General features: G+C 60.9%; 17 protein-coding genes. 4 read left to right on the top strand and 13 right to left on the bottom strand.

Features of this window, described 5'->3' with window-relative positions; genetic code table 11:
- Window positions 1-38: 38 nt before the first annotated feature.
- The 7 genes from GGQ74_RS12065 to GGQ74_RS12035 form a co-directional block, all read right to left on the bottom strand.
- Window positions 39-2,102 carry an STT3 domain-containing protein gene (locus GGQ74_RS12065; RefSeq protein WP_167941792.1) on the bottom strand — a complete coding sequence of 688 codons (2,064 nt, stop codon included), beginning with the start codon at window positions 2,100-2,102 and terminating at the stop codon, window positions 39-41.
- Window positions 2,099-2,464: a DUF2304 family protein gene (locus GGQ74_RS12060; RefSeq protein WP_167941791.1), complete on the bottom strand. Its 366-nt coding sequence runs from the start codon at window positions 2,462-2,464 to the stop codon at window positions 2,099-2,101. Before GGQ74_RS12060 ends, GGQ74_RS12065 begins: the two co-directional genes overlap by 4 nt.
- Window positions 2,461-3,246: a glycosyltransferase family 2 protein gene (locus tag GGQ74_RS12055; RefSeq protein ID WP_245168239.1), complete on the bottom strand. Its 786-nt coding sequence runs from the start codon at window positions 3,244-3,246 to the stop codon at window positions 2,461-2,463. Before GGQ74_RS12055 ends, GGQ74_RS12060 begins: the two co-directional genes overlap by 4 nt.
- Window positions 3,247-3,365: 119 nt before the next feature.
- Window positions 3,366-5,426: a hypothetical protein gene (locus GGQ74_RS12050; RefSeq protein WP_167941790.1), complete on the bottom strand. Its 2,061-nt coding sequence runs from the start codon at window positions 5,424-5,426 to the stop codon at window positions 3,366-3,368.
- Between the two features lie 417 nt (window positions 5,427-5,843).
- Window positions 5,844-7,880 carry a hypothetical protein gene (locus tag GGQ74_RS12045; protein WP_167941789.1) on the bottom strand — a complete coding sequence of 679 codons (2,037 nt, stop codon included), beginning with the start codon at window positions 7,878-7,880 and terminating at the stop codon, window positions 5,844-5,846.
- A 406-nt stretch (window positions 7,881-8,286) separates the two neighbouring features.
- Complete coding sequence (locus GGQ74_RS12040; protein ID WP_167941788.1) at window positions 8,287-10,374, bottom strand: hypothetical protein; 2,088 nt, start codon at window positions 10,372-10,374, stop codon at window positions 8,287-8,289.
- A 414-nt stretch (window positions 10,375-10,788) separates the two neighbouring features.
- Window positions 10,789-12,852, bottom strand: coding sequence for a hypothetical protein (locus tag GGQ74_RS12035; RefSeq protein WP_167941787.1), 2,064 nt, complete (start codon window positions 12,850-12,852; stop codon window positions 10,789-10,791).
- A gap of 630 nt (window positions 12,853-13,482) precedes the next feature.
- Between GGQ74_RS12035 and GGQ74_RS12030 the strand changes: the two genes are divergently transcribed.
- Window positions 13,483-14,145 carry an HAD family hydrolase gene (locus GGQ74_RS12030; RefSeq protein WP_167941786.1) on the top strand — a complete coding sequence of 221 codons (663 nt, stop codon included), beginning with the start codon at window positions 13,483-13,485 and terminating at the stop codon, window positions 14,143-14,145.
- 75 nt (window positions 14,146-14,220) lie between these two features.
- Here GGQ74_RS12030 and GGQ74_RS12025 read toward each other — a convergent pair whose 3' ends face one another.
- Together GGQ74_RS12025 and GGQ74_RS12020 are read right to left on the bottom strand one after the other, a co-directional pair.
- Window positions 14,221-14,472, bottom strand: a complete 252-nt coding sequence (locus GGQ74_RS12025; protein ID WP_167941785.1) for an FmdB family zinc ribbon protein — start codon at window positions 14,470-14,472, stop codon at window positions 14,221-14,223.
- A 39-nt stretch (window positions 14,473-14,511) separates the two neighbouring features.
- Entirely contained in the window at window positions 14,512-16,053 is a 1,542-nt protein-coding gene (locus GGQ74_RS12020; protein WP_167941784.1) for an alpha/beta hydrolase family protein, read from the bottom strand.
- Window positions 16,054-16,227: 174 nt separating this feature from the next.
- Between GGQ74_RS12020 and GGQ74_RS12015 the strand changes: the two genes are divergently transcribed.
- Both GGQ74_RS12015 and GGQ74_RS12010 read left to right on the top strand, forming a co-directional pair.
- Window positions 16,228-16,839 carry a class I SAM-dependent methyltransferase gene (locus GGQ74_RS12015; protein WP_167941783.1) on the top strand — a complete coding sequence of 204 codons (612 nt, stop codon included), beginning with the start codon at window positions 16,228-16,230 and terminating at the stop codon, window positions 16,837-16,839.
- A gap of 154 nt (window positions 16,840-16,993) precedes the next feature.
- A complete protein-coding gene (locus GGQ74_RS12010) occupies window positions 16,994-18,172 on the top strand; it encodes a histidine kinase dimerization/phosphoacceptor domain -containing protein (RefSeq protein WP_167941782.1) in 1,179 nt (392 codons plus the stop codon).
- A gap of 96 nt (window positions 18,173-18,268) precedes the next feature.
- Here GGQ74_RS12010 and GGQ74_RS12005 read toward each other — a convergent pair whose 3' ends face one another.
- Together GGQ74_RS12005 and GGQ74_RS12000 are read right to left on the bottom strand one after the other, a co-directional pair.
- Window positions 18,269-19,093: a metal ABC transporter permease gene (locus GGQ74_RS12005; protein WP_167941781.1), complete on the bottom strand. Its 825-nt coding sequence runs from the start codon at window positions 19,091-19,093 to the stop codon at window positions 18,269-18,271.
- Window positions 19,090-19,911 (bottom strand): metal ABC transporter ATP-binding protein, encoded by an 822-nt coding sequence (locus GGQ74_RS12000; protein WP_342448622.1) that lies wholly within the window; start codon window positions 19,909-19,911, stop codon window positions 19,090-19,092. Before GGQ74_RS12000 ends, GGQ74_RS12005 begins: the two co-directional genes overlap by 4 nt.
- Window positions 19,912-20,231: 320 nt before the next feature.
- On the opposite strand from GGQ74_RS12000, the gene GGQ74_RS11995 reads away from it, so the two are divergent.
- On the top strand, window positions 20,232-20,636 hold the full coding sequence (locus tag GGQ74_RS11995) for a response regulator (protein WP_167941780.1): 405 nt from the start codon (window positions 20,232-20,234) through the stop codon (window positions 20,634-20,636).
- Here the strand turns inward: GGQ74_RS11995 and GGQ74_RS11990 are convergent.
- Both GGQ74_RS11990 and GGQ74_RS11985 read right to left on the bottom strand, forming a co-directional pair.
- Window positions 20,620-21,453 carry a lysozyme inhibitor LprI family protein gene (locus tag GGQ74_RS11990; protein WP_167941779.1) on the bottom strand — a complete coding sequence of 278 codons (834 nt, stop codon included), beginning with the start codon at window positions 21,451-21,453 and terminating at the stop codon, window positions 20,620-20,622. The genes GGQ74_RS11995 and GGQ74_RS11990 overlap by 17 nt on opposite strands.
- Window positions 21,454-21,586: 133 nt before the next feature.
- Window positions 21,587-22,015, bottom strand: coding sequence for a response regulator (locus GGQ74_RS11985; protein WP_167941778.1), 429 nt, complete (start codon window positions 22,013-22,015; stop codon window positions 21,587-21,589).
- Window positions 22,016-22,034 lie beyond the last annotated feature (19 nt).

Genomic DNA, 22,034 nt, shown 5'->3' with positions numbered 1-22,034 from the left:
CCAGTCCTCTTTCGTCACATAGCGCCATTGCGGCGCAATCACAGCACTTCCCACAGCCCGCCCAGGGACGGGTGGTAGACGATGCCCCGGAATCCGGGCACCGTGCCCGGCTTGTTGAACAGAAGCTGCGCAGCGAGCGAATCGTTCACTTCGCGCTCGATGACGTATAGCGGTCTATCGCCGTAATCGAGTGCCACATAGGGCGCACCGGGGCGCTTCTCCTTGACGTGCACACCAGCGCGGTCGAACCGCACAAGCCGCGTCAGCGCGAAAACCTTGTCCGAGACGACCACGGCGTCCCCGGTGGCGTTCAGTCCACCCGCGTTGCGATGGACGATGACCGTGGGCGGCGGCGTCGCCGGAGCGCCGGGTGCCCCCATGCTACCCAAGAGATACCACCACGAGCGAAAGATCATGTCCTGCGAGAGGTAGAGGTATGTCTTGCGCGGCTTCGCCGGGAACAGCCATTCCCGCCAGAAGGCCACATCACGAAACCCGTTCTCGCGCAGAATCTCGTCCGCACGGGTCGGCGCGGAAAAGACACGGCGCAGGAAGGCCACGCGATGATTCATATCCGGAATGCGCTTGCCGAGGCGGTTCATGCCCGCCCAGCCGCGCGTGGCAAAATAGTTGATCCAGTGACGGGCCAGCACGGGGTCCGGCGTGGCGAACGGCACGCACGACACGAGGTTTCGCCAATGGCCCTGACTGCCGCCGTCGATGAAGGTCGGCCTATCGGTCATGTACTGGATGAAGTAGCCCTGATCCCAGAAGCACCACACGACCTCGCCGCGATACGGCCGGGAACCGAGAACTGCGGCCAGCCGCACATCGCCCTGCGTGAACCTTGGCCGAGGAGACTTCTCGACGCACGCCCACGCCCCCGGGGCAACGAGCGCCACGACCAGAACCACGGCCCCGGCGGCACGCGCACAGCGCCCATCCGGGAGCCGTCGCGGCATGGGGGCATGAAGCGCACGATCAACCAGCCACGCCACGCCAAGGGCAAAGCCGGGCGTAAGGAACATGGCGAAGCGATTTGCGGCAAGGCCCATACCGCCAAGCGCGAGGGACGGCAGTACGAGAAACCACGCCACGACGGGCCGCCGCACGGCGAGCCACACCGCGCCGATGAGTCCCACCGCGAGGCAGACCCAGTGACCGGCGGCGGCACGTCCCAGTTCCCAAACGGTCAGAGGCTTGAGTTCGGAAATCTCGTTGCCGAGAACCTCGAACTGCGAAACGGTCCGGTTCAAGACGAGATCGACATGCCGGAGCACGGTTTGCCCGAAGGCCGCCGCCGCATGCGGGAGATACCGATGCAGGCCGAAGAGCAACCCTACCAGTCCCACAACGCCAAGCACACAGACCGCGACCTTGAGGGCCCGCTCCATCCGCGATGTCCGCAGGAACACGCTTGCGGCCCATGTAGCGACGGAAAGCGCCACAAAGGCCAGTGCGCCACGCTCCCACCACATCCACGACAGCGCGCAGAGGGTCGCCCACCCCGCCAACCACGCCAGACGCCGCCGACCGAAATCGGTGGAGAACCCGTGGCAGCACAGACAGCAGGCACAAAAGAAGAACAGGTTCAGACAGTCCGTGTCGAATCGGCCAAAGGCCGAGCGCGTCATGAAGGACACCCCGGCGCACAGGGCCAGCGCGGCGGCAAGCGCGGCACCCCGCGAGGCGAATGTCCGCGCCATGAAGGCAAAGGGAATGAGGGTCAGAATGGCAAGCGCGGGAGGAAGATAGAAGGCCACGGTTTCGAGCGGCAGGCCAAGCGCCTTGCGCAGTGTCGAGGCGAGGAGCGAAACGGGCGGCACACTCTGCGGCTGGTAGGCACCGCTGAATTCGAAGCGGTCCTGCCTGTCGAAGGTTCCCCTGCCATGGGCGAACGAATGGCGCAGATAGAAATAGCCGTCCGCAGTCGTCAGAAGCGGCACACCCTTCACATAGAAATCCGGCCTCTCCTTCCAGTCGTGCAGCGCGCCGAACTGGATGCCCAAGCACACGACAGCCACGCCCAGAAGCCCCAGCGCGAACAGAATTCGCGGTCGCAACAGCGACGACGCATTCGCGAGAAAAGGAATACGGATCATTCCTCTTCATCCTCCATGCAAGACGCGTCAAATCCGCACATACGCTCCAGCATTGCCACACGCTGTGTCAGCCGACGCAGGCGAATCTCCTGATTCGAGCGCTCGATGTCCATGGCAAGCATCTTGATAAATATGAACACGCAGGCAAGCAGCAGGATAAGTGCCGGCGGATAGGCGATGCCGAGCATTTTCGCCATCCAGTCCGACAGCCTCGGATACAGGCCCAGCACTGCGGAGCAGATGATGATAAACGTCCACCACAGCGTATATCGCGTGTACAGGAGGTTCTTTCGCACCAGCCGGAACACCACGGCGATGAGCGCGAAGCTCACGATTGTCGTCGTCACCTTCAGCGGTATCACGTTTTGCACCTATCGATTCTGGAAATATGTCGGTTCTTCCATACAGCGTGGAGGAAGCTGTAAACCATGTAATCCGCGACGGCAAACCAATTGTTGAAAATGCGGGAGTGGCCGGTCTTTCGCGGCCGCATCGGCACATGCATCTCCTGCATGCGCATGCCGTTCTCGGCCAGCAGAAACAGCACGCCGAGGTCCTGATAGTCCACCAGCGTGGCCTGCCGCGAGGCGAGACATTTCACCGCGCGCGGACCATAGGCGCGAAACCCGGAGGTCAGATCGCGCACCTTCAGATGCGACAGGGCGCGAAACAGCGTCCACGCCACGTGACGCAACGTGCTGCCGCGTTCGGTGCATGCGCCGATGACCACATCCGCCGAGCCGTCGCGCAGTGGCGCGAGCAGTTCTGGGATGGCGTCCACGGGGTGCTGGCCGTCGGCGTCGATACTCAGCACGCAGCCATACCCGGCCCGCCGCGCGAAGCGCAGTCCGGTCTGCGTGCCGCCCCACGCGCCAAGGCGCACAGCGTGGCGGATGACCATGGCCCCGGCCTCGGACGCCGCACGCGCGGTGTCGTCCTCGCTGGCGTCATCGACCACCAGCACATCCACGCCCTGCGCCAACACATCGCGCACCACACTCGCCACGGACGCGGCCTCGTTGAAGGCGGGCATCACGGCAAGCACGGCGCAGGTTTCCATTTCGCCGACGGAACCAGCCGCACTGTCGGGCATGGGCACACCATCGGGGGCGCAGGCCAAAGCTGTTTCACATTCTTGATTCATGTGCATCCATCGAAAGATAATTTTCTCTTACGGGAGCATGAAAAGGGGCCGGGCGGTGCCCGGCCCCCGTTCATCACGGTTCTTGGTCTGTCAGTGGCTGAGGAAGCAGGTTATTCTGTCTAGTCCTCGGACGAGGGCATCACCAGATCGAGGACGATGGACGTCTTCACCCGCGACGTGAATTCTCCGAACTCAACTGCCACGGTATCGGACTCGTTATCCTCGACAGATTTCCATGCGTCATCATTGGTCGGTGCCTTGTAGTCGAAGCGCAACAGGAACTTACCACCATCTTCGATGACGTCCCTGTACGTCGCCTCGCTACCCCTATCCTTGTGCTGAGTCTCCAGCTCTATACTCCCAAGTGCGGCCTCCACATCAGCGAGGAGGACTGGGTAGCCATCGTAGCGTGCCGCATTCACGGGCGCGCTAACGGTCTGGGACGTAGCGCCAACCACGTAGGTATCCGTCACTCTGCCGAACGTGATGGGCCTCAGCGCATCGCGATCCTTCCAGAGCTTGAAGGTTTTGGCGTGCTTCACACCGGGATTCGTTTCGTCGGCCAGGGTCATAGTAACGATCGTGTCATTCGCCCAGTTGCCGACAAAGCGGTACTCGAAGGACAGTTTCTTAGGCGCCGAATCAGGCCCCTCATACGCGACAACGTGAGAGGCGGCCCAGTTGTCCTCACCCACGCCCTCGCACCAGAACTGTCCCTTATCGACAGTCAACACGAGGTTGCGGGGCGGGGCGAAAATGATACCGGAGTCAGAGACGGTCGTAGCGCTGAGGGTCACGCTGGATTCCTCGAACACGGTGACACCGTCGGTCTCAAGAGCAGGCTCGATGCCGCCACTGAACCGGGACGAATACCACAAATCACCGACAAGAGAGACTCTCTTCAGCGCGGAGCCGTCGGACACGAGGACAATGCGGGAACTGGTCGTAAAGTCACGTCCATCCAGCTTGTAGCCCAAGGTTACCACGACTTCACCAGCCTGGAATCCCCCCTCGGGGGGGGTGATGACAAGCTCATAAATGCTAAATCGATCATCATAGCCGAGACTGAACGCAGCTTTCTGTACCCCGTCGAACGTGCAGGTTAGGGCACCTTCCTGGTCCACCGACTCATGCGTGCCATCGGCGTGCATCCGTTCAACAAAGAACGGATAACGTTGGACACCCGACGTCATACTATTGACGTCGATAACCAGCGGGAAGGCCTTGAGAGTGCAATCAATGCCGACAACAGGATTCAGATCAATCTCGGGTGCTTCGGCCGCGGCGGAGTCAGCAATGCTGTTCTTCTCTGCCTCGTCCAGCGTACGTCCGGACTCCTCCTCAAGCTCATCAAGGGCGTCCTTCACGATGCTCTTGAACGCTGCGGTACCGAGTTCGTCCATCTTGGTGCGGAAGGCAGTGCCCGTGGCGGCCTTGTCGGTCTCAGCCTTTCCAAGCTCGGTCGCGTCAAGCGCACCGGCGTCCTCAAGGGCCTTGCCATAGTCGCCGCCGATTGAGCCGTCCACATTGCCATCCGCAGCGTCAAAGCCGAGAACGGCTACGCGCTGGGTGAAGGCGGGTGACGCGGGGGCATAGCCCACGGCTGCCTCGAACTGCTTGATGGCAGCGCGGGTCTTGGCAACCTTGGTCAGATTGGCACTCGACGAATCGTCGCCAACGACGGGGCTGTCGTTCAGCACGTCGACGCCGGTTGCGCCCTTCACGTAGGCGAGAGCGTAGTTGACATCCTCGAGGTCGATGGCGTCCGCGCCCGCACGACCACGCGCAACCCAGTATGCGAACTGGGACAGCGGAGTGATCTGGCAAGGCGTGGTCGTGTTCACCTCGGGAACGATGGCGAAGATGGGCGTGGTGACGCGAGTACCAACACCGCTAACCACTTCTTCACCATCAGTCAGCTTCACGATGTACGGGCCGCCGAACGGCACACCAGACACGCTGAAGACACCCTTGTCAGACGTGGTGCCCGTTCCGATCGGCTTGTTGCTCTGAGCCGGATCGAGCACCGTCACTGTGGAGCCAGCGAAAATCGAACCGCCAGCACCACCGGAGATGGTGCCGCCAGACGAATCGCTGTCTCCGCTGCTTCCGCAGCCTGTCAACGCCATGGCGATGACAAGGCACAGAGTCAAAAGCAGAGTTTTCTTCATAATGATCATTTCCCTCTTTTTTTCCTCGTTTGTTGCCACAGACCAAGTATACCAGCTCAAAGATCGCAACTAACCATTTTGTCCAATCTCACCACTGGTATAAATTTCCATCGCAGACAATCAGCGCAAGTGCAACAAACGATCACACGCCACAATTGGGGAAATATCTCGAAATTCCTATCACGCCACAGAATTACGCCCGTTACACAAAAACACACGTGTTCCCATGCGCACAATAGTGTCACGAATTCGATACCACACCAGCCCGGCGCAGGCTCACTTTCCCGATTCATGAACATCAATAAAAATGAAATTCCCCCCCCGCGGGGGGCATGAAAAGGGGCCGGGCGGTGCCCGGCCCCCGTTCATCACGGTTCCTGGTCTGTCAGTGGCTGAGGAAGCAGGTTATTCTGTCTAGTCCTCGGACTACTTCACGTCGTCGACAAGATCGAGAATGATGTCCTTCGTTCTGAAGTTGCTCGCGGTGCCGTACTGGACGGTCACAGCATCAGCCTCGTTGTCGGTGACAGCAGCCCAATCAGTCTCGCTGGGAGCGGTGTAGTCGAAGGTGAGCAGCAGCTTGCCGTCAGCCTCGCCGAAGGCAGCATTCGCAGCAGTGCCATGCTTGGCATTCGCGGCAAGGAAGGGGCTCCAGCTCGCGGCCTGAGCCATGTCGAGCACGGTGCCGTCGCACAGCTTCGCCACAACCGAGACACTGAGGTGCTTCACTTCAGGATCGCCGACCTCGAAGGTCATGGAGTCCGTCTCTTTGCCAAACGTGACGGACTTCAGATCGGAGCGCCTCTCCCAGAGCTTGAAGGTTCTGACGTCCTTCACATCGGGATCCTTCGAGTCAGCCAAGGTCATGGTGACCGTGGTGTCCACAGCCCAGTTGCCTGCAATGCGGTACTCGAAACCCTTGTCACGGAAGGAAACACCATCGTACTCGACAATGTGAGACGTTGCCCAGTTGCCCTCGCCCTCGCCAGCGAAACGGAGCTCGCCCTTGTCAATGGTCAGCACGAGATTACGTTTTGCATCAGGGGAAATGCCCGTTCCAGAGACGGTCTGAGCCATGAAGTCCATGGTGAAGGGGTCAAACAGGTTGAAATCCCCCACCTTGGAACCGAACTCAAGGCCGCCCTTGAAGCTATCGCGCCACAGTTCGCCACCAAGCGCGATCTCCCGCAGCGCAGAGCCGTCGGACACGAAGGCAAAACGGAAGCTGGTCGTAAGGTCGCGTCCATCCACCGTGTAGCTCAGGGTCGCCATCACTTCGCCGACCTGGAAGCCTCCCTCGGGGGGGGTAATGGCGATCTCGTGCGCGAGCGCAGGCACAGCATAGCCGAAACTGAACGCGGCTTTCTGTGCGCCATCGAACGTGCAGGTAACGGCGGCATCCTGGGTCAGCGCCTCCAGCGTGCCGTCGGCGCGCTTCAAATAAACCAGGAACGTAAAGCTCCCAGTACCCGGCCACGTGTCATTGACGTCGAAAGTCAGCTTGGAGACAAAGTTGCTGGTGAGGCCGACGACGGGATTCTGGTCGATCACGGGGATCTCCTTGCCCGCATCATCGGCAATGGCCTGCTTCTCGTCGGCATTCAGCGCTCGTCCGGATTCGTTCACAACCTCATCAAGAACGTTCTTCACAATGTCCTTGAACGCGGGAGAACCGAGTTCGTCCATCTTGGTGCGGAAGGCAGTGCCCGTGGCGGCCATGTCGGTCTCAGCCTTTCCAAGCTCGGTCGCGTCAAGCGCACCGGCCTCCTCAAGCGCCTGGCCATAGTCGCCGCTGAAGGAACCATCAACGCTGCCATCCGCAGCGTCAAAGCCGAGAACGGCTACGCGCTGGGTGAAGGCGGGTGACGCGGGGGCATAGCCCACGGCTGCCTCGAACTGCTTGATGGCAGCGCGGGTCTTGGCAACCTTGGTCAGATTGGCGTTCGACGAATCGTCGCCAACGACGGGGCTGTCGTTCAGCACGTCGACGCCGGTTGCGCCCTTCACGTAGGCGAGAGCGTAGTTAACATCCTCGAGGTCGATGGCGTCCGCACCCGCATGACCACGTGCAACCCAGTATGCGAACTGGGACAGCGGAGTGATCTGGCAGGCCTCCTTGCCATTGACGTCAGGAACAATGGCAAAGATGGGTGTGGTGACGAGAGTACCAACACCGCTAACCACTTCTTCACCATCAGTCAGCTTCACGATGTACGGGCCGCCGAACGGCACGCCAGACACGCTGAAGACACCCTTGTCAGACGTAATGCCCGTTCCGATCGGCTTGTTGCTTTGAGCCGGATCGAGCACCGTCACTGTGGAGCCAGCGAAAATCGAACCGCCAGCACCACCGGAGATGGTGCCGCCAGACGAATCGCTGTCTCCGCTGCTTCCGCAGCCTGTCAACGCCATGGCGATGACAAGGCACAGAGTCAAAAGCAGAGTTTTCCTCATAATGATCATTTCCCTCTATCCTTCCTCGTTTGTTGCCACAGACCAAGCATACCAGCTTAAAGATCACGATCAACCTATCGTGCCAAATCTCACCACTGGTATAGCTACTCATCGCAGACAATCTCTGCAAGCGCAACAAACGATCACACGCCATAACTTGGGAAATATCTCGAAATATACATCTCGCAGCTGAATTGCGCCCATTGCGCGAAAACGCACTCATGTTGTGCCGACGCACAATGCGGTCATGACTTCGATACCACACCAGTCTGACGCAGACGCACATTTCCTATTCATGTGCATCCATCGAAAAAATTTTCTCTTTGCGGGGGCATGAAAAGGGGCCGGGCGGTGCCCGGCCCCCGTTCATCACGGTTCCTGGTCAGTCAGTGGCTGAGGAAGCAGGTTATTCTGTCTATTTCTTAGACGGCTTCACGTCGTCGACGAGATCGAGAACGATGTTCCTCGATTCGCAGTCGTTCACGGAATCACCGTACGTGACGGTCACGACATCGGTCTCGTTGTCGGTGACGTCAGCCCAACCAATCTCGCTGGGCGCCGTGTAGTTGAAGGTCAGCATGACCTTGCCATCCTCGGTGCCAAGATTACCCCTGGCATCAGCGAGGCTACCGTATCTGGCCTGCAGATTGATGTAGGGGCAGCTCGCCTCGATCTCATCCTTGTTGAGCACGGTACCGTCATGCAGCTTCGCAACGACCGAAACACTCAGGTCCTTCGGTGCAGTATCGCCGACCTCGAAGGTACCTGCCACCTTGCCAAACGTGACCGACTTCAGCGCGTCGCGATCCTCCCAAAGCTTGAAGGTCTTGGCAGTCTTCAGATCGGGATTCTTCGAATCGGACAGGGTCAAGGTGATGGTGGTGTCATTGGCCCAGTTGCCGACGAAGCGGTACTCGAACTCACGATCATCGATCTTCCTTCCAGCATACTCCACCGTGTGCAACGCGGCCCAATTGTCCTCGTCCTCGCCGGCGAAACGGAGTTCACCCTTGTCGACGGTCAGCACAAGATTGTAGGGCTCATCGGGAGTGGGCATACTTCCGGGAGAGAAGAACGCCATGATGTCCATCTTGAAAGACTCAAAGAACGAGCGATCCGTCGCGTCTTCACGCCGATCAAACTCGATACCGCCCTTCAAATCGCTCCAAAGTCCGCCGTCGAGCTCAATCCCCCTCAGAGCGGGCACCTCGGCAGCGAAGACGATACGCAAGTTCGTCGAGAAGGTGCGACCATTCGCCAACTTGTAGCTCATAGTCAGCACCACTTCGCCAGCCTGGAATCCTTCAGTGGGATAGGTGATGGTGACCCCGTGGCTGGATTCATCCCCGGCCTCGATCCACCCGAAACTGAATGCGGCTTTCTGGGCACCGGTAAACGTAGCGGTGACGACATCGTCCCTGTCCAACTCCTCCAGCGAGCCGTCGGCACGCTTCAGATCAAGGGGCACCCTACCGGTCAAGGGGTTCGGCATCAGACCAAGCTCAACCGGCAGAACCACCGCGTTCGGGGAGTTCTCCACCACAAGACCAACGACGGGGTTCAGGTCGATCTCGGGAGTCTCGGCGGCCGCGTCATCGACAAGGGCCTTCTGCTCCTCCTCGGTCAACGTACGACCAGACTCATCCGCGACCTCATCAAGGGCGTCCTTCACGATGCCCTTGAACGCCGGAGAACCGAGTTCGTCCATCTTGGCGTTGAAGGCAGTGCCCGTGGCGGCCTTGTCGGTCTCAGCCTTTCCAAGCTCGGTCGCGTCAAGCGCACCGGCGTCCTCAAGGGCCTTGCCATAGTCGCCGCCGATTGAGCCGTCCACATTGCCATCCGCGGCGTCAAAGCCGAGAAGGGCAACACGCTGGGTAAAGGCCGGATCGGAAGGGGCGATATAGGCGGGGTCAGTGGGCTTACCGCCAACCGCCTCTTCGAACTGCTTGATGGCAGCGCGAGTCCTGGCGACCTTGGTCAGCTTCTCGTCCGTCGGCTCGTCGTTGCCAACGACGGGGCTGTCCTTCAGCACGTCGACGCCGGTTGCGCCCTGCACGTAGCTGATGGCGTAGTTGACGTCCTCGAGGTCGATGGCGTCCGCACCAGCATGACCACGCGCAACCCAGTATGCGAACTGGGACAGCGGAGTGATCTGGCAGGCTTCATCGCCCTTGACCTCTGGAACGATGGCAAAGATGGGCGTGGTGACGTCCGTACGAGTGACACCAGCCACCTCTTCACCACCGGTCAGCTTCACGATATACGGACCGCCGAACGGCACTCCAGTGACGCTGAAGACACCCTTGACAGACGTAGTGCCCTTTCCGATCGCATCTGTTCCCTTTTGCGGATCAAACACTTCAACCGTGGAGTTCACGAAAATCGAACCGCCAGCGCCACCGGAGATGGTGCCGCCAGACGAATCGCTGTCTCCGCTGCTTCCGCAGCCTGTCAACGCCATGGCAATGACAAGGCACAGAGTCAAAAGCAGACTTTTCCTCATGATAATCATTTCCTCTATCCTTCCTCGTTTGTTGCCACAGACCAAGATGCAGGCCCATATATCGCAATTTGACTATCTTGACAAACCCTTCAATAGCTACAAACCACAACAATAACAATTATTCCAAGCACAACCAACACTGACAATCTATAATTTAAAAACACTATCGATATACCATCACACTTTCAAGGCATACCCTTGACGCAAAAAGCACACAACTCACCACTTCAATACTCCACCATATCGAATTCAACACGACGTGTATTCGCGAACCATCACATGCATGATTCACAACCACCAGCCGCAAAAAAAATTTCCTTGCGTGGAGCATAAAAAAGGGGCCGGACATAAGCCCGGCCCCACGTTCATCACGATTTCTGATCTGTCAGTGGCTGAGGAAACAGGTTATTCTGTCTAGTCCTCGGACGAGGGCATCACCAGATCGAGGACGATGGACTTCTTCTCCCGCGCCGTGGCTTCGCCGAATGTAACCGCCACGGTATCGGACTCGTTGTCCTCGACAGCTTCCCATGCGGCATCATTGGTCGGTGCCTTGTAGTTGAAGGTCAGCAGGAACTTGTAATCTTCCTTAATGACATCTACTCCGCTAGCCTCACTGCCGTACTCCGCGAGCCGAGTCTTCAGATCTATGGTAGCGGGATCAAGCTTTGCCCTCACGTCCTCGATGGAAGCCCACTGTCCATTGTAGCGTATCACATTCACAGGCACCTTCACGGTCGTAGCCGGAGCACCGACCTCGAAGGCCCTCGTCACCTTGCCAAACGTGATGGGCCTCAGCGCTTCGCCATCCTCAAAAATCTTGAATCTTTTGACGGTCTTGAGATCGGGATACTTCGTGTCGGACAGGGTCATGGAGACGGTGGTGTCCGTCGCCCAGTTGCCAGCGATGCGGTACTCGAAGCCCCACTCTTTGCTGGAATCACCATCATACTCGACAACGTGAGAGGAAGCCCAGTTGTCCTCGTCCTCACCTTTGAAACGGAGCTCGCCCTTGTCGATGGTCAGTGCAAGCCTGTAGGGAGCATCAGAGGAAGGCTCCGTTCCTGGGGCGAACTCTCCTTTGATACGAATTTCGAAGGGCGTGAAGTAGGCATACCCATTCTCTTCACGCTCGAACTCGATGCCGTCGTACGGCAATGTATTGAACAACCGCAGGCCGAACAGCGCTCTATTCTCGGCAGCGATGACGATACGTTCGCTGGTTGTGAATTCTCGTCCATCAGCCAGCTTGTGGCTCATGGTCACCATCACCTCGCCAGCCTGGAATCCACCATCGGGATAGGTAATGGTGAGGCCGTAGGAAGAGTCATCCTCGCGTTCGATCCACACAAAAGCAAACGCGTCCTTCTGGGCACCGATGATTGTGGTGGTAACGAGATCGTCTTCGTACAGATATTCCAACGAGCCATCCGCGTGCTTCAGTGCCAAGAAAAGCCAATCTGTATATGTCCCCTCGCCCCTCATATCCTGAGCCGGCAGAATCATTATGCCGTCACGGTTGCTGCACACAAGGGCGACGACCGGGTTCTGATCGATCTCGGGCGCAGTCCTGACAGCTTTCTTGACGATGTCGTCCTTCTGGTCGTCAGCAATGAGTTCGGGCGCTTCCTTGGCAAGATCGTCCAGAGCGGACTTCACGATAGCGCCGAATGCAGCGGACCCAAGATCACTCACGACATTCTGGAATCCGACACTCATCGAGGCACTGACCGCATCGAGCTTGCCCTCAAGCTCACCTTTCTTGGCGTCGTCAAACTTCAGTTCTTCTCGCAGGGCACCAACGACGTTGCCGCCAAGATTGCCGTTGACGGTACCGTCAGCGGCATCGAAGCCGAGCATCGCGACGTTCTCGATGAACGCAGCGTCAGAAGGCTTACCAACCGCGGCTTCAAAGCGCTTGATGGCAGCGCGGGTCTTGGCAACGGCAACGACAGCGTCCGTCGTCATGCCTGCCTCGACAATCGGCTTGTCATTGAGCACGTCGACGCCGGTTGCGCCCTTCACGTAGTTGATGGCGTAATTGACGTCCTCGAGCTCGATGGCGTCCGCACCAGCATGACCACGGGCAATCCAGTATGCGAACTGGGACAACGGAGTGATCTGGCAAGCCTTTTTGCCGCTGACCTCGTCAACGATGGCGAAGACGGGATTATCAATGGCGTTACGACTTCCATCGCCTTCGACCTCTTCACCACCGGTCAGCTTCACGATGTACGGGCCGCCAAACGGCACGTCAGTAACGCTGAAGACACCCTTGGCAGACGTGGTACCCGTTCCGATTGCATCCGATCCTTTTTGCGGATCGAAGACCTTTACCGTGGAGCCCACGAAGATCGATCCTCCAGCACCACCAGCAATAATGCCAGAGCTCGACGAATCGCTATCTCCGCTACTTCCGCATCCTGTCAGCGCCATAGCAATGACAAGGCACAGAGTAACAAGCAGATTTTTCTTCATAATGATCTTTTCCTCTATCATCCCTCATTTTATGCCACGAACAAAGCTTGCGCATCCGAGTATCGCAGTTCAATTATTATGTCCATTTTAACGTTAGATATACATAACTATGCATGCAACATACACAATCACAACAGGCTATCACTATTATTAATAAAAAGCATGCTCTGAACACCAATCGTGACACACGATCGTACTGCTAATAGCAAAGCACACTACCAAGTACACACACATACACAATTCCCAATCCAACGCTGTTCCTCTTTGACCCCATTGGGGGACAGCAAAGCATACAATTCCCCATACCGACCACCCCCACTCCCTTCCGCAAGCCAACACAACGCAGAACCCCACTCCCCCAAAAATCCCCACGTTGCCGGAAAATATCGACAGATTCTTCCTGTTCAAACGTAAGATTACTCAAAATGACAGCTTCACAGAATGGAGAACCCATTACATGCCCGCCAATCTCGCCACTTTCCACTGCTTCCGCCCCAAAACGTTTCCCCAACCATGCCGTTCCTCCTCCCGCGCCTTGCCAGCCGGGCATGCGGGGAGTACACCGCGCCTCATGCGGTGTTGCCCCCTCGCCACCGCAAACACGAACGTTCCGAAACCCGGAGGATTACAATGCACGGCACAGGATGCGCGGCTCGCGCACGCCACGCCACCATTCCCGACGACGCCCGAGTCGTCGTTTTCGACTGCGACGGAGTGCTCATCGATTCATGGGACTCCATCATCAGCATCTACAACTGCATTCTCGCGGACCTCGGCTTTGCGCCGCTCAAGCAGGAGATCCAGCGCACGTGCTTCATCGGTAGCTGGCGGGACGGCTTCGCGCTGGCCATGGACGGGGCCAACGTGGAGCGCGCCATGGAGCGCCTGCGCAGCTTCGACTACTCCCGCGTAAGCGGCCTGATCCACGTCATGCCCGGCATTGACGACCTACTCGCACGCCTTGCCGCCAGCGGCCGCAAACTCGCCGTGAACACCAACGGCGCGTCGGAGCAGCGGCAAATCCTCGCCCGCGTCGATCTGCTCAAGCACTTCGACATCGTCGTCACCGCCGACGACGTCACCCACCCGAAGCCCAACCCCTCCGGGGCGCTTTCCATCCTCGCCGCCTTCGAGGCCGAACCCGACGACGCCCTGTTCATCGGCGATTCGTCCAACGACCAGAAAGCCGCCGACAACGCGGGCATCCCGTTCTGGGCCTACAACAATCCCCGACTCTGCGCCGACGAGCACATCACGGACTTCGCGCTGGTCGAGGTCCCACCACTGGTCTAACCCCCACTTCGCGTCCGCCAGAAAAGCGGCAGGGCCTGCGACTCGCGTCGCAGGCCCTGCCATTTGCCTCATCTTCTAGCCGTGCGCCTTGCCGCAGCACGACCCGGGAACGCAGCCCTTCTCTGACGGACGACTGCCGCAGCAGCCGTGCCCGCCAGCATCAGGCATCCGCGCCCCCTGCCGTCCCGAAGCCGTCGAGCTGGGAGACAACACCCGCTCGGCCCCGGTGGCTCCGCAGAACTCGCAGGGCGGGACCGGTGCGTCCCCGATGATGATGGCCTCGAACACCTTTCCGCAGGACGTACACTTGTATTCAAGAATGGGCATGCGATTATCCTCCTTCATGCCTGTCGATATTGAAGAAATCTAGCGGGAGCGCATCCACTGAGCGAACTCCCGTCCCAAAACCAGCGGCAGCGGCACGAGGCCCGGCGCGTCCGGCTCCTCGGGCCGTGCCGCGTAGCGCTCCACGAAGACGACACGCCCCGGCGTCGCCAGCCGCGCCGCCTGCCGCGCCACACTCCGCCAATGGCGACGGGCATCCGCGCCGGACACCAACCACAACGACGAAACACGCAGCCCGGACGGCCCTGCCAGTTCAGCCAGCAGAGCAGACGGAACAGCGTCGCCCTCGCGTAGCGAACAGACGACGAACCCGGCCCCTCCGCCCCACGCCGCACGCAAAGCACACTCCACCCCCGCGCCGTCGCCCCACAGGCCAACGCGGTCATCGGGAAACCCGGTCACCTCACACGCATGGCGCAACGCGGCGCGGGCGTCGTCCACCCTCTCCCGCATGCCAAGCGGACCGGAAACAATGCCGGACTCGCCGCACCCACGTCCGTCATAAACCAGCACCACAACGCCGCGAAGCGAAAGCACCCGCGCCATGGACAGGGTCACCTCCCGCGCGACGCAGTCCCGGCAGGTCAATAGCACCACAGCCGAATGCGCCTCCACATCGGGGCGCCGCACCACAACGCCCGCCAGCCGCACCCCGTCGGACTCGAAGGTCACCGGACGCTCGTCGAAGTCGATGCGCGTGCCGTACTCCATAGGCGGATGTTCCGGCATCCACATAAGTTGCGCCGGTTTACGGATATACTCGTTGTGGTAGCGATCCTTCTTCGGAAGGATGGTGACGACGCCCTCCACAGGCTCCTCGGCCGCGAAGTGCGGCCCGTAGGCGAAGACCATTTCCGCATCCCGGCGCAGGGCGCGGAACAGGCCGGTCTTCGAATCGTAGAGCAGAAATTTGCCGAACCCCGCACGGCCGTCGATGATGCTGACGAAGCGTTCGCCGCCCATGCGGTAATGCCCGAAATAGTCCTCGGGCACGAAGGTATCCGCACCGCAACGTTCCAGCGCGAAGGTATCGGCAAAGCCTGCGAAGCCGCGAAGCCCACCGACATGCACGGTCCCTTCCTCGTCGCGAAACACACCCGGAAGCGGCTTGGCCTCCGCCTCGACTGCTGGTGGCGCGGCTGGCGGGGCTGGCGCGGCCACAGGCACGGCCGATTTCGGCACGGACGCGGGCGGCGGTGCGGAGACGTTCGGCTCCGGTCGCGATGCGGAAACAGACGGCGGGGAAGGAACCGGCTCGCGTGGGGCGGGTGACGGCGGTGTGGCGGGAGGAATGACGGGCGGTGCGGGCGGAGGCGTCGCGGCAACGACACGGCGCGGGGCGGGACGCGGCTCGCTCGGCGGCTCGGAGACGGCATCCACGTCCGCATCCATGTCTGGAGCAGGCCGTACAGGCGCAACGGTCACAAGATCCACCTCGTAGACCACCCCACGCAGAAGCGGCGGAGTCCATTCGTTGCCGATCACCCACAACGTGGCCGCAACGACCGCCACATGCAGCGCGAGCGACGAAAAGAGGCAGAAGAACGCCTTGACCATACGCATCCGAAAGCCCTCCGCGCGGCGGCCATGGCATCGCCTCCGCAGTCCGACTCTACACACTTTACCGCACGCGATAAAGGTTCGACACGCAACATCCCGGCACGGCAGGACAAGCGCCTTGACGTTTGCGCCCAAAAACGTCGATCATGACAGACACCCACAAAGAAGGAGAAGACCATGACCTCGGACAAACAGCGCACCGTCACCGAATTCTACGATTCCTTCGCGGAGCAGTTCTTCCGCGAAACCGCACACCTGGACATTTCCGCAGCATGGGAGCCTTTCCTCGCCGCCATGCCCGAGCACGCGAACATCCTCGACGCCGGATGTGGCTCCGGCCGCGACAGCCTGTACTTCGCGAAACTCGGGCACAAGGTCACGGCCTTCGACGCCTCGCAGGCCATGGTCGAGCGCGCCCGCGAGCACACCGGGCTGTGTGTGCATCAACTGCGCTTCGACGAAATGACATGGGATGGCGAATTCGACGGCGTATGGGCCAACGCCTCGCTGCTGCACCTCTCGGAGGACGAGCTGCTGACAGCACTTTCGCGCATCGCCACGGCCCTGCGCCCCGGCGGCACGGCCTACGCGTCCTTCAAGTACGGTCAGGGAACGCACGAGACCCGAGGCGGAGCGCTCTTCCACAACGCCTGCGACGAGGAGCGCCTTGCACGCCTCGTTGCGAACGTTCCGTCCCTGCGCACGGTTCAGACATGGGTCACGGGAGACAGACGCCCGGACCACGTGACGCAAAAATGGCTCAACGCCCTCATCTGCCGTCAGCAATGACGTTCCGGCACCGTACATCATGAATGCCACGCCACCCGCTACGCATAACATGACAAACGCTTTGACTCTTTTCAGCCAAACGGAGTAGAGTGGCCCCAAACTCATCCAACCATCCATCACGACTGGATTCTCAACGCAGCACAGGCGGTGCGCCATGAATGAGACCGACATGTCGGGCATCACGCGCAATGCGGACGAATTCGCGTCCTTCGACGCAGAGCCGAAGATGATCCTCACCATCGACGACGAAGCCGTCATCCGCGACAGCATCGAGGCCTACCTCGAAGATTGCGGATACGGCGTCCTGCAGGCGGAAAACGGACGTCGCGGGCTGGAGGTCTTCCGTTCGGAATCGCCAGACCTCGTTCTCGTGGACCTGCGCATGCCCGAAATCGACGGGCTGGACGTGCTGGCCAGCGTGACGCGGGAATCGCCGCTGACGCCGGTCATCGTCGTCAGCGGAACAGGCGTGCTGCACGACGCCATCGAGGCCTTGCGCCTTGGCGCGTGGGACTTCGTGACCAAGCCCATACAGGACATGGACGTGCTGCACCGCGCGGTGGGCAAGGCCCTCGAACGCGCGCAGCAACTGCACCGACGCGTCCGCTATCGCGAGGAACTGGAACGGGACGTGGAGCGCCGCACGCACGAGCTGCTCGAAGCCAACCACAGGCTCAACGAACAGATGCGCGAACGCGAACGCGCCGAGGCCCGCCTCGTGGAATCCCTGCGCGAAAAGGAAGTCCTGCTCAAGGAGATCCATCATCGCGTCAAGAACAACCTCCAGATCATCTCAAGCCTGCTCTATCTCCAGTCGCAACACATCCGCGACGAAGACGCGCTGGCCATCTTCACGGAAAGCCGAAGCCGGGTGAAATCCATGGCGCTGGTGCACGAAAAGCTCTACCAGTCGCAGGACCTCGCCCGCATCGACTACCGCGAGTACCTCGAAAACTTCGTCGGCTACCTCATGCAGACCTACCACGCGTCCACGCGCACCATCGCCCTGAACCTCGAAGTGGACGACGTGTACCTGCCCGTGGACTGCGCCATTCCCACCAGCCTCATCATCAACGAACTGGTCACCAACGCCCTCAAGTACGCGTGGGGCAACGCCGCCAGCGGCACGCTCTCCGTGGGCCTTGTCTCCAACGGTAGCAAGGTGGAACTGTGGGTTCGCGATGACGGTCAAGGGCTTCCGAAAGACTTCGACTGGGAGCAGAGCGAGACGCTCGGCATGCAGCTCGTGGTCAACCTCGTGCAGCAGTTGCGGGGCGATATGAACGTCTCATGCGACGGCGGGACGTCGTTCACCATCCGCTTCGGGTGCTAGCCCGCCCAAAACGATAGCCAATGGCACGAAAAGGGCCGGGGATTACTCCCCGGCCCTTTTTCGCGCGCCAATCGCCAACATCCCGGCACGGCACAATCAGCCGCGCGTACGTCCAATATGCGTCCGCACGCGAGAAACGGCACCGCAAGCCACGTAGGCGACCACGGCCACGGCGATGATGGCCGCACCGGTGGTGAGATCGAAATGATACGCAAGCATGAGCCCCGCCACGCAAAACGCCGTGGACAGTAGCGCGGAGCGCCACATCATCGACAGGAGCGACGGGGCGCGTCCCATGACCATGCCCGGCGGAATGGACAGAAGCGCGATGACGAGAATCAGGCCGACCACGCGGATGACCATGACCACCGACGCGCCGATCATGCCAAGCAGCACGAAATGCAGCACGCGGACCGGCACGCCGCGCACGGCGGCGAACTCCGCATCGTAGGACATGACCTCGAAGTCCTTGTAAAAATACAGGGCAGTCCCCACGATGAGCACATCAAGCCCGGCCATGAGCCACAAATCCGGCGTCGGCACGGCGAGGATACTGCCGAACAGGAAGCTCATGAGGTCCACATTGTAGCCGGGTGTGAAGTCGAGAAGGATGATGCCGAGCGCCATGCCGCCCGCCCACATCACGCCGATGACGGTATCCGCGCGGCGCATGTCGCGCGCGGTGACTGCGGCCATGGCCCCGCTGGCGGCAAGGGAGAAGCCCACCGTGCAGGGCAGCACGGGCCAGCCCATGAACGAGGCGAGCCCCAGCCCGCCGTAGGCCGCATGGGCCACCGCGCCGGACAGGAACACGATGCGGTTCACCACCACGAGGGAGCCAATGACGCCGCAGGCGATGCTGGCCAGCAGACCCGCCCACAGCGCGTTGCGCATGAATTCGAACTGGAGCGCGTCGATCATCGTTCCGCGCCCTCCTCAGCCTCGTCATGCACGTGGCAATGCTCGCAATGGGCGACCACCCGGTGCGGCACGTCGCCATGGGCGAAGACCTCGACGGGGCACGGCCCCTCGGGTTCGCCGCCATACATCATCATCAGCATGTCGCGGGTAATCTCCGGTCGATCATGGAAATGCAGGGTGCGGTTGACGCAGGCCACGCTGTGCGCGCCCGCAGCGACCACGCTCAAGTCGTGGCTGACGTGAACGATGGTCATCTCGCGGTTCAGCTCCGCCAACAGATCGAGCAGCGCGGTACGGCCGCCCGCGTCCACGCTGGCCGTCGGCTCGTCGAGCAGCAGCAGGTCCGGCCCGGAGACCAGCGCACGGGCAATGTACACCCGCTGACGCTGCCCGCCGGAAAGCCGGTCGATGCGGCGGTCGCGGTATTCGAGCATGCCCACGCGATCGAGCGCGGCCTCGGCGCGCTCCTTTTCCTCCCGCGAAAAAAGGAAGCCCCGGCTGGTAGCACCAATGAGTCCCATGAGCGTCACGCCCAACACGGAAACAGGAAACAGACGGGACGCGTCGTTGAGCTGCGGCATATATCCCACGCGCGACGCAACATGCGCGGCGTTGCGCCCGAAGACCTCGACACGTCCGGCCACGGGCTGGACCACGCCGAGAATCAGCTTGAGCAGCGTGCTCTTTCCGCCGCCGTTCGGCCCGAGCACGGCAAGATAGTCGCCCCGTTCCACAACGAGGTTCACATTATTCAGGATGCGCCCGCCGCCATCATAGGCAAAGGCCACGTCGCGCATTTCGATGACCGGTTCGCTCACGCTCTCCTCCAGTGGGTGGCGCGCCGCGCGATGACCGCGCGGACACGTCCGACGTACTGGCTTGTAATCCCTCGGGCAACCCTGTCAAGGTGCATGTTCACCGCCGGAAGGCTGCTGTAACACGGTCCGCAGCGACGCCGATCACGTCACCATGCCCATCCCGCGCCACCCCGGAACCGACGCGCCAGGCCCCATGTTGACCATGCTGCGCAAATCGGGCACTTATTCTATCAGGGGATTCTCATTGTCCGCGCATCCTCGCGGACGACATGTTCGCACCCGCCAAAGCGCGAGCGGACACACCGCAGGACGCACACGACATGGCCATCGACAGAAACCTGCACATCATCGTCGCCGACAGGTCGGAAACCATGCAAAAGCATATCCGGCACATCCTCCGCGCCCACGGCTACACGAACGTGACTCTCGCTTCGAACGGCATCGAGGTCGCTCGCCTCGTACATTCATCGACCGTCGAGTTCATCGTCAGTGCGTGGAATCTTCCGAAGATCAAGGGTATAGACATCCTGCGGCGCATCCGGTCCATGGAGGCCACGCGCGACATCCCCTTCCTCATGGTCACCTCGCGCGGAGACACCAGCTACGTCGATGCGGCCCGCCGCCACGGGGTGTCCGCCTATCTCGTCAAGCCCTTCACGCCCGACGCCTTCATGCGCGCCTTCACCGCCGCCCTCACCCGGCACGGCCTCATCGCGCAGGCTTGAGCACTACAGCCCCTACCCGCTCCATATCCAAATCGATGTAATCCGCCACCCCGCAACACGGGTTGGTGATGGCCTGCAAGCGCCAGAACCAGCGACCGTTGCGCACCGTGAACGCCATACGCCCCGTGCGCTCGCAGGGCAGACCGCCGTTGATGTGGGCCACGCGGGTGCGCACCGTCCCCTCGAAGGCGAAGCCGTCAGCCCGCACTTCCACGATGTGCCCTTCGATCTCTACGAAATTCCCGGCATGCTCCTGCCGCCCGGTCAACGAAAGCGCCCCGTCACGTTCCTCCACCACCGCCTCGCCGGGATCTCCCGCCGCGAGCCACTGCATGCGTAGCGTATGCCTGCCGGGTAGCGCAGCCCGCGTCGCCTCCACACCCTGCACCGTCTGCACGGATTCACGCCCATGCATGGCCGCGCCCTCGGGTGCCCTCCCACCGGAGACACGTTCCACAGGCACTGCCGCCACAGCCACGGACGCGCCACGCATCCTTCCGGCACGTTCGCGCCCCACCGCCAACAGTTCGGCGAGTTCCTCCGCACGCCTGCCGGTCAGTTCCCGCTGAACGGCCACCGCCGCACACAGGCCCTCGCGCCCGCCCTCCGCCCGCAAGCTCGACCACAGCGCGAAGCTCAAATCGCGCATGCGCATCCACGAGCGCTGGGCGTCGCGCAGCATCCTGCGTTCCTCATCGCCAAGCATGCCCATGAGTTCGCGGTAGACGCGGTTCAATTCGTCATCCGCGGCTTCAAGTCGGAGATTTTCGCAATGCAGACAATCGGATGCGGACGCGGACGGCTCGCACTCCGTCATAGACCGATAAGCGGCCTCCCCAGCGGCCCACGCCGCCGCATGTGGCAGAGCAAGCAAAACGACACAGGCCAGCGCGAGACAAAGCGCCCACCGCGCCATCCCATGCCATCCCCCGCCGTTCGCGCGAAGGCTTTCAGACCGGCACATCTGCGCCGTCATGACCGGAAACCGCCTCATCCATCACCGGCCCGTCTCCGCGAAGGGGGCCGAAAATCGTCCGCAACACTCCAGCAAGCTCGCTATCCTCGGCGGGCTTGGACAGAAAGGCGACTCCTCCGGCCCTGCGCGCACGGAGTTCCGTATCCCCGTCGGTGAACGCGGACATGAAGATCACCGGCACCTCGCGCACGCCGCGAATGGCCTCGGCAGCCTCTATGCCGTCGCGCCGTCCAGAAAGCATTACATCCATAAACACAAGCTCCACGCAGTGACGACGCATGCACTCCAGCGCATCCCGCGCGCAGGCGGCCACGGCCACGGTGTCAAGACCAAGCGCCCGCAGCTGATGCCTCAATCCCATCGCGATGATCGACTCGTCCTCGACGATCAACACCCTGTGCATTGCGTCCTCCATTCATCCG

The sequence above is a fragment of the Desulfobaculum xiamenense genome (assembly GCF_011927665.1).
GTDB classification, from domain to species: domain Bacteria; phylum Desulfobacterota; class Desulfovibrionia; order Desulfovibrionales; family Desulfovibrionaceae; genus Desulfobaculum; species Desulfobaculum xiamenense.
This window is presented reverse-complemented; position numbering and strand designations above follow the sequence as displayed.

Bases quoted from the DNA above. Each gene is read 5' to 3' on its own strand.
- GGQ74_RS12045 (WP_167941789.1), bottom strand. From the start codon at position 7,880: ATGATCATTATGAGGAAAACTCTGCTTTTGACTCTGTGCCTTGTCATC.
- GGQ74_RS12055 (WP_245168239.1), bottom strand. From the start codon at position 3,246: ATGAATCAAGAATGTGAAACAGCTTTGGCCTGCGCCCCCGATGGTGTG.
- GGQ74_RS11995 (WP_167941780.1), top strand. From the start codon at position 20,232: ATGGCCATCGACAGAAACCTGCACATCATCGTCGCCGACAGGTCGGAA.
- GGQ74_RS12025 (WP_167941785.1), bottom strand. From the start codon at position 14,472: ATGCCCATTCTTGAATACAAGTGTACGTCCTGCGGAAAGGTGTTCGAG.
- GGQ74_RS12015 (WP_167941783.1), top strand. From the start codon at position 16,228: ATGACCTCGGACAAACAGCGCACCGTCACCGAATTCTACGATTCCTTC.
- GGQ74_RS12005 (WP_167941781.1), bottom strand. From the start codon at position 19,093: ATGATCGACGCGCTCCAGTTCGAATTCATGCGCAACGCGCTGTGGGCG.
- GGQ74_RS12010 (WP_167941782.1), top strand. From the start codon at position 16,994: ATGAATGAGACCGACATGTCGGGCATCACGCGCAATGCGGACGAATTC.
- GGQ74_RS12040 (WP_167941788.1), bottom strand. From the start codon at position 10,374: ATGAGGAAAAGTCTGCTTTTGACTCTGTGCCTTGTCATTGCCATGGCG.
- GGQ74_RS12050 (WP_167941790.1), bottom strand. From the start codon at position 5,426: ATGATCATTATGAAGAAAACTCTGCTTTTGACTCTGTGCCTTGTCATC.
- GGQ74_RS11990 (WP_167941779.1), bottom strand. From the start codon at position 21,453: ATGACGGAGTGCGAGCCGTCCGCGTCCGCATCCGATTGTCTGCATTGC.
- GGQ74_RS12020 (WP_167941784.1), bottom strand. From the start codon at position 16,053: ATGCGTATGGTCAAGGCGTTCTTCTGCCTCTTTTCGTCGCTCGCGCTG.
- GGQ74_RS12035 (WP_167941787.1), bottom strand. From the start codon at position 12,852: ATGAAGAAAAATCTGCTTGTTACTCTGTGCCTTGTCATTGCTATGGCG.
- GGQ74_RS12030 (WP_167941786.1), top strand. From the start codon at position 13,483: ATGCACGGCACAGGATGCGCGGCTCGCGCACGCCACGCCACCATTCCC.
- GGQ74_RS12065 (WP_167941792.1), bottom strand. From the start codon at position 2,102: ATGATCCGTATTCCTTTTCTCGCGAATGCGTCGTCGCTGTTGCGACCG.
- GGQ74_RS11985 (WP_167941778.1), bottom strand. From the start codon at position 22,015: ATGCACAGGGTGTTGATCGTCGAGGACGAGTCGATCATCGCGATGGGA.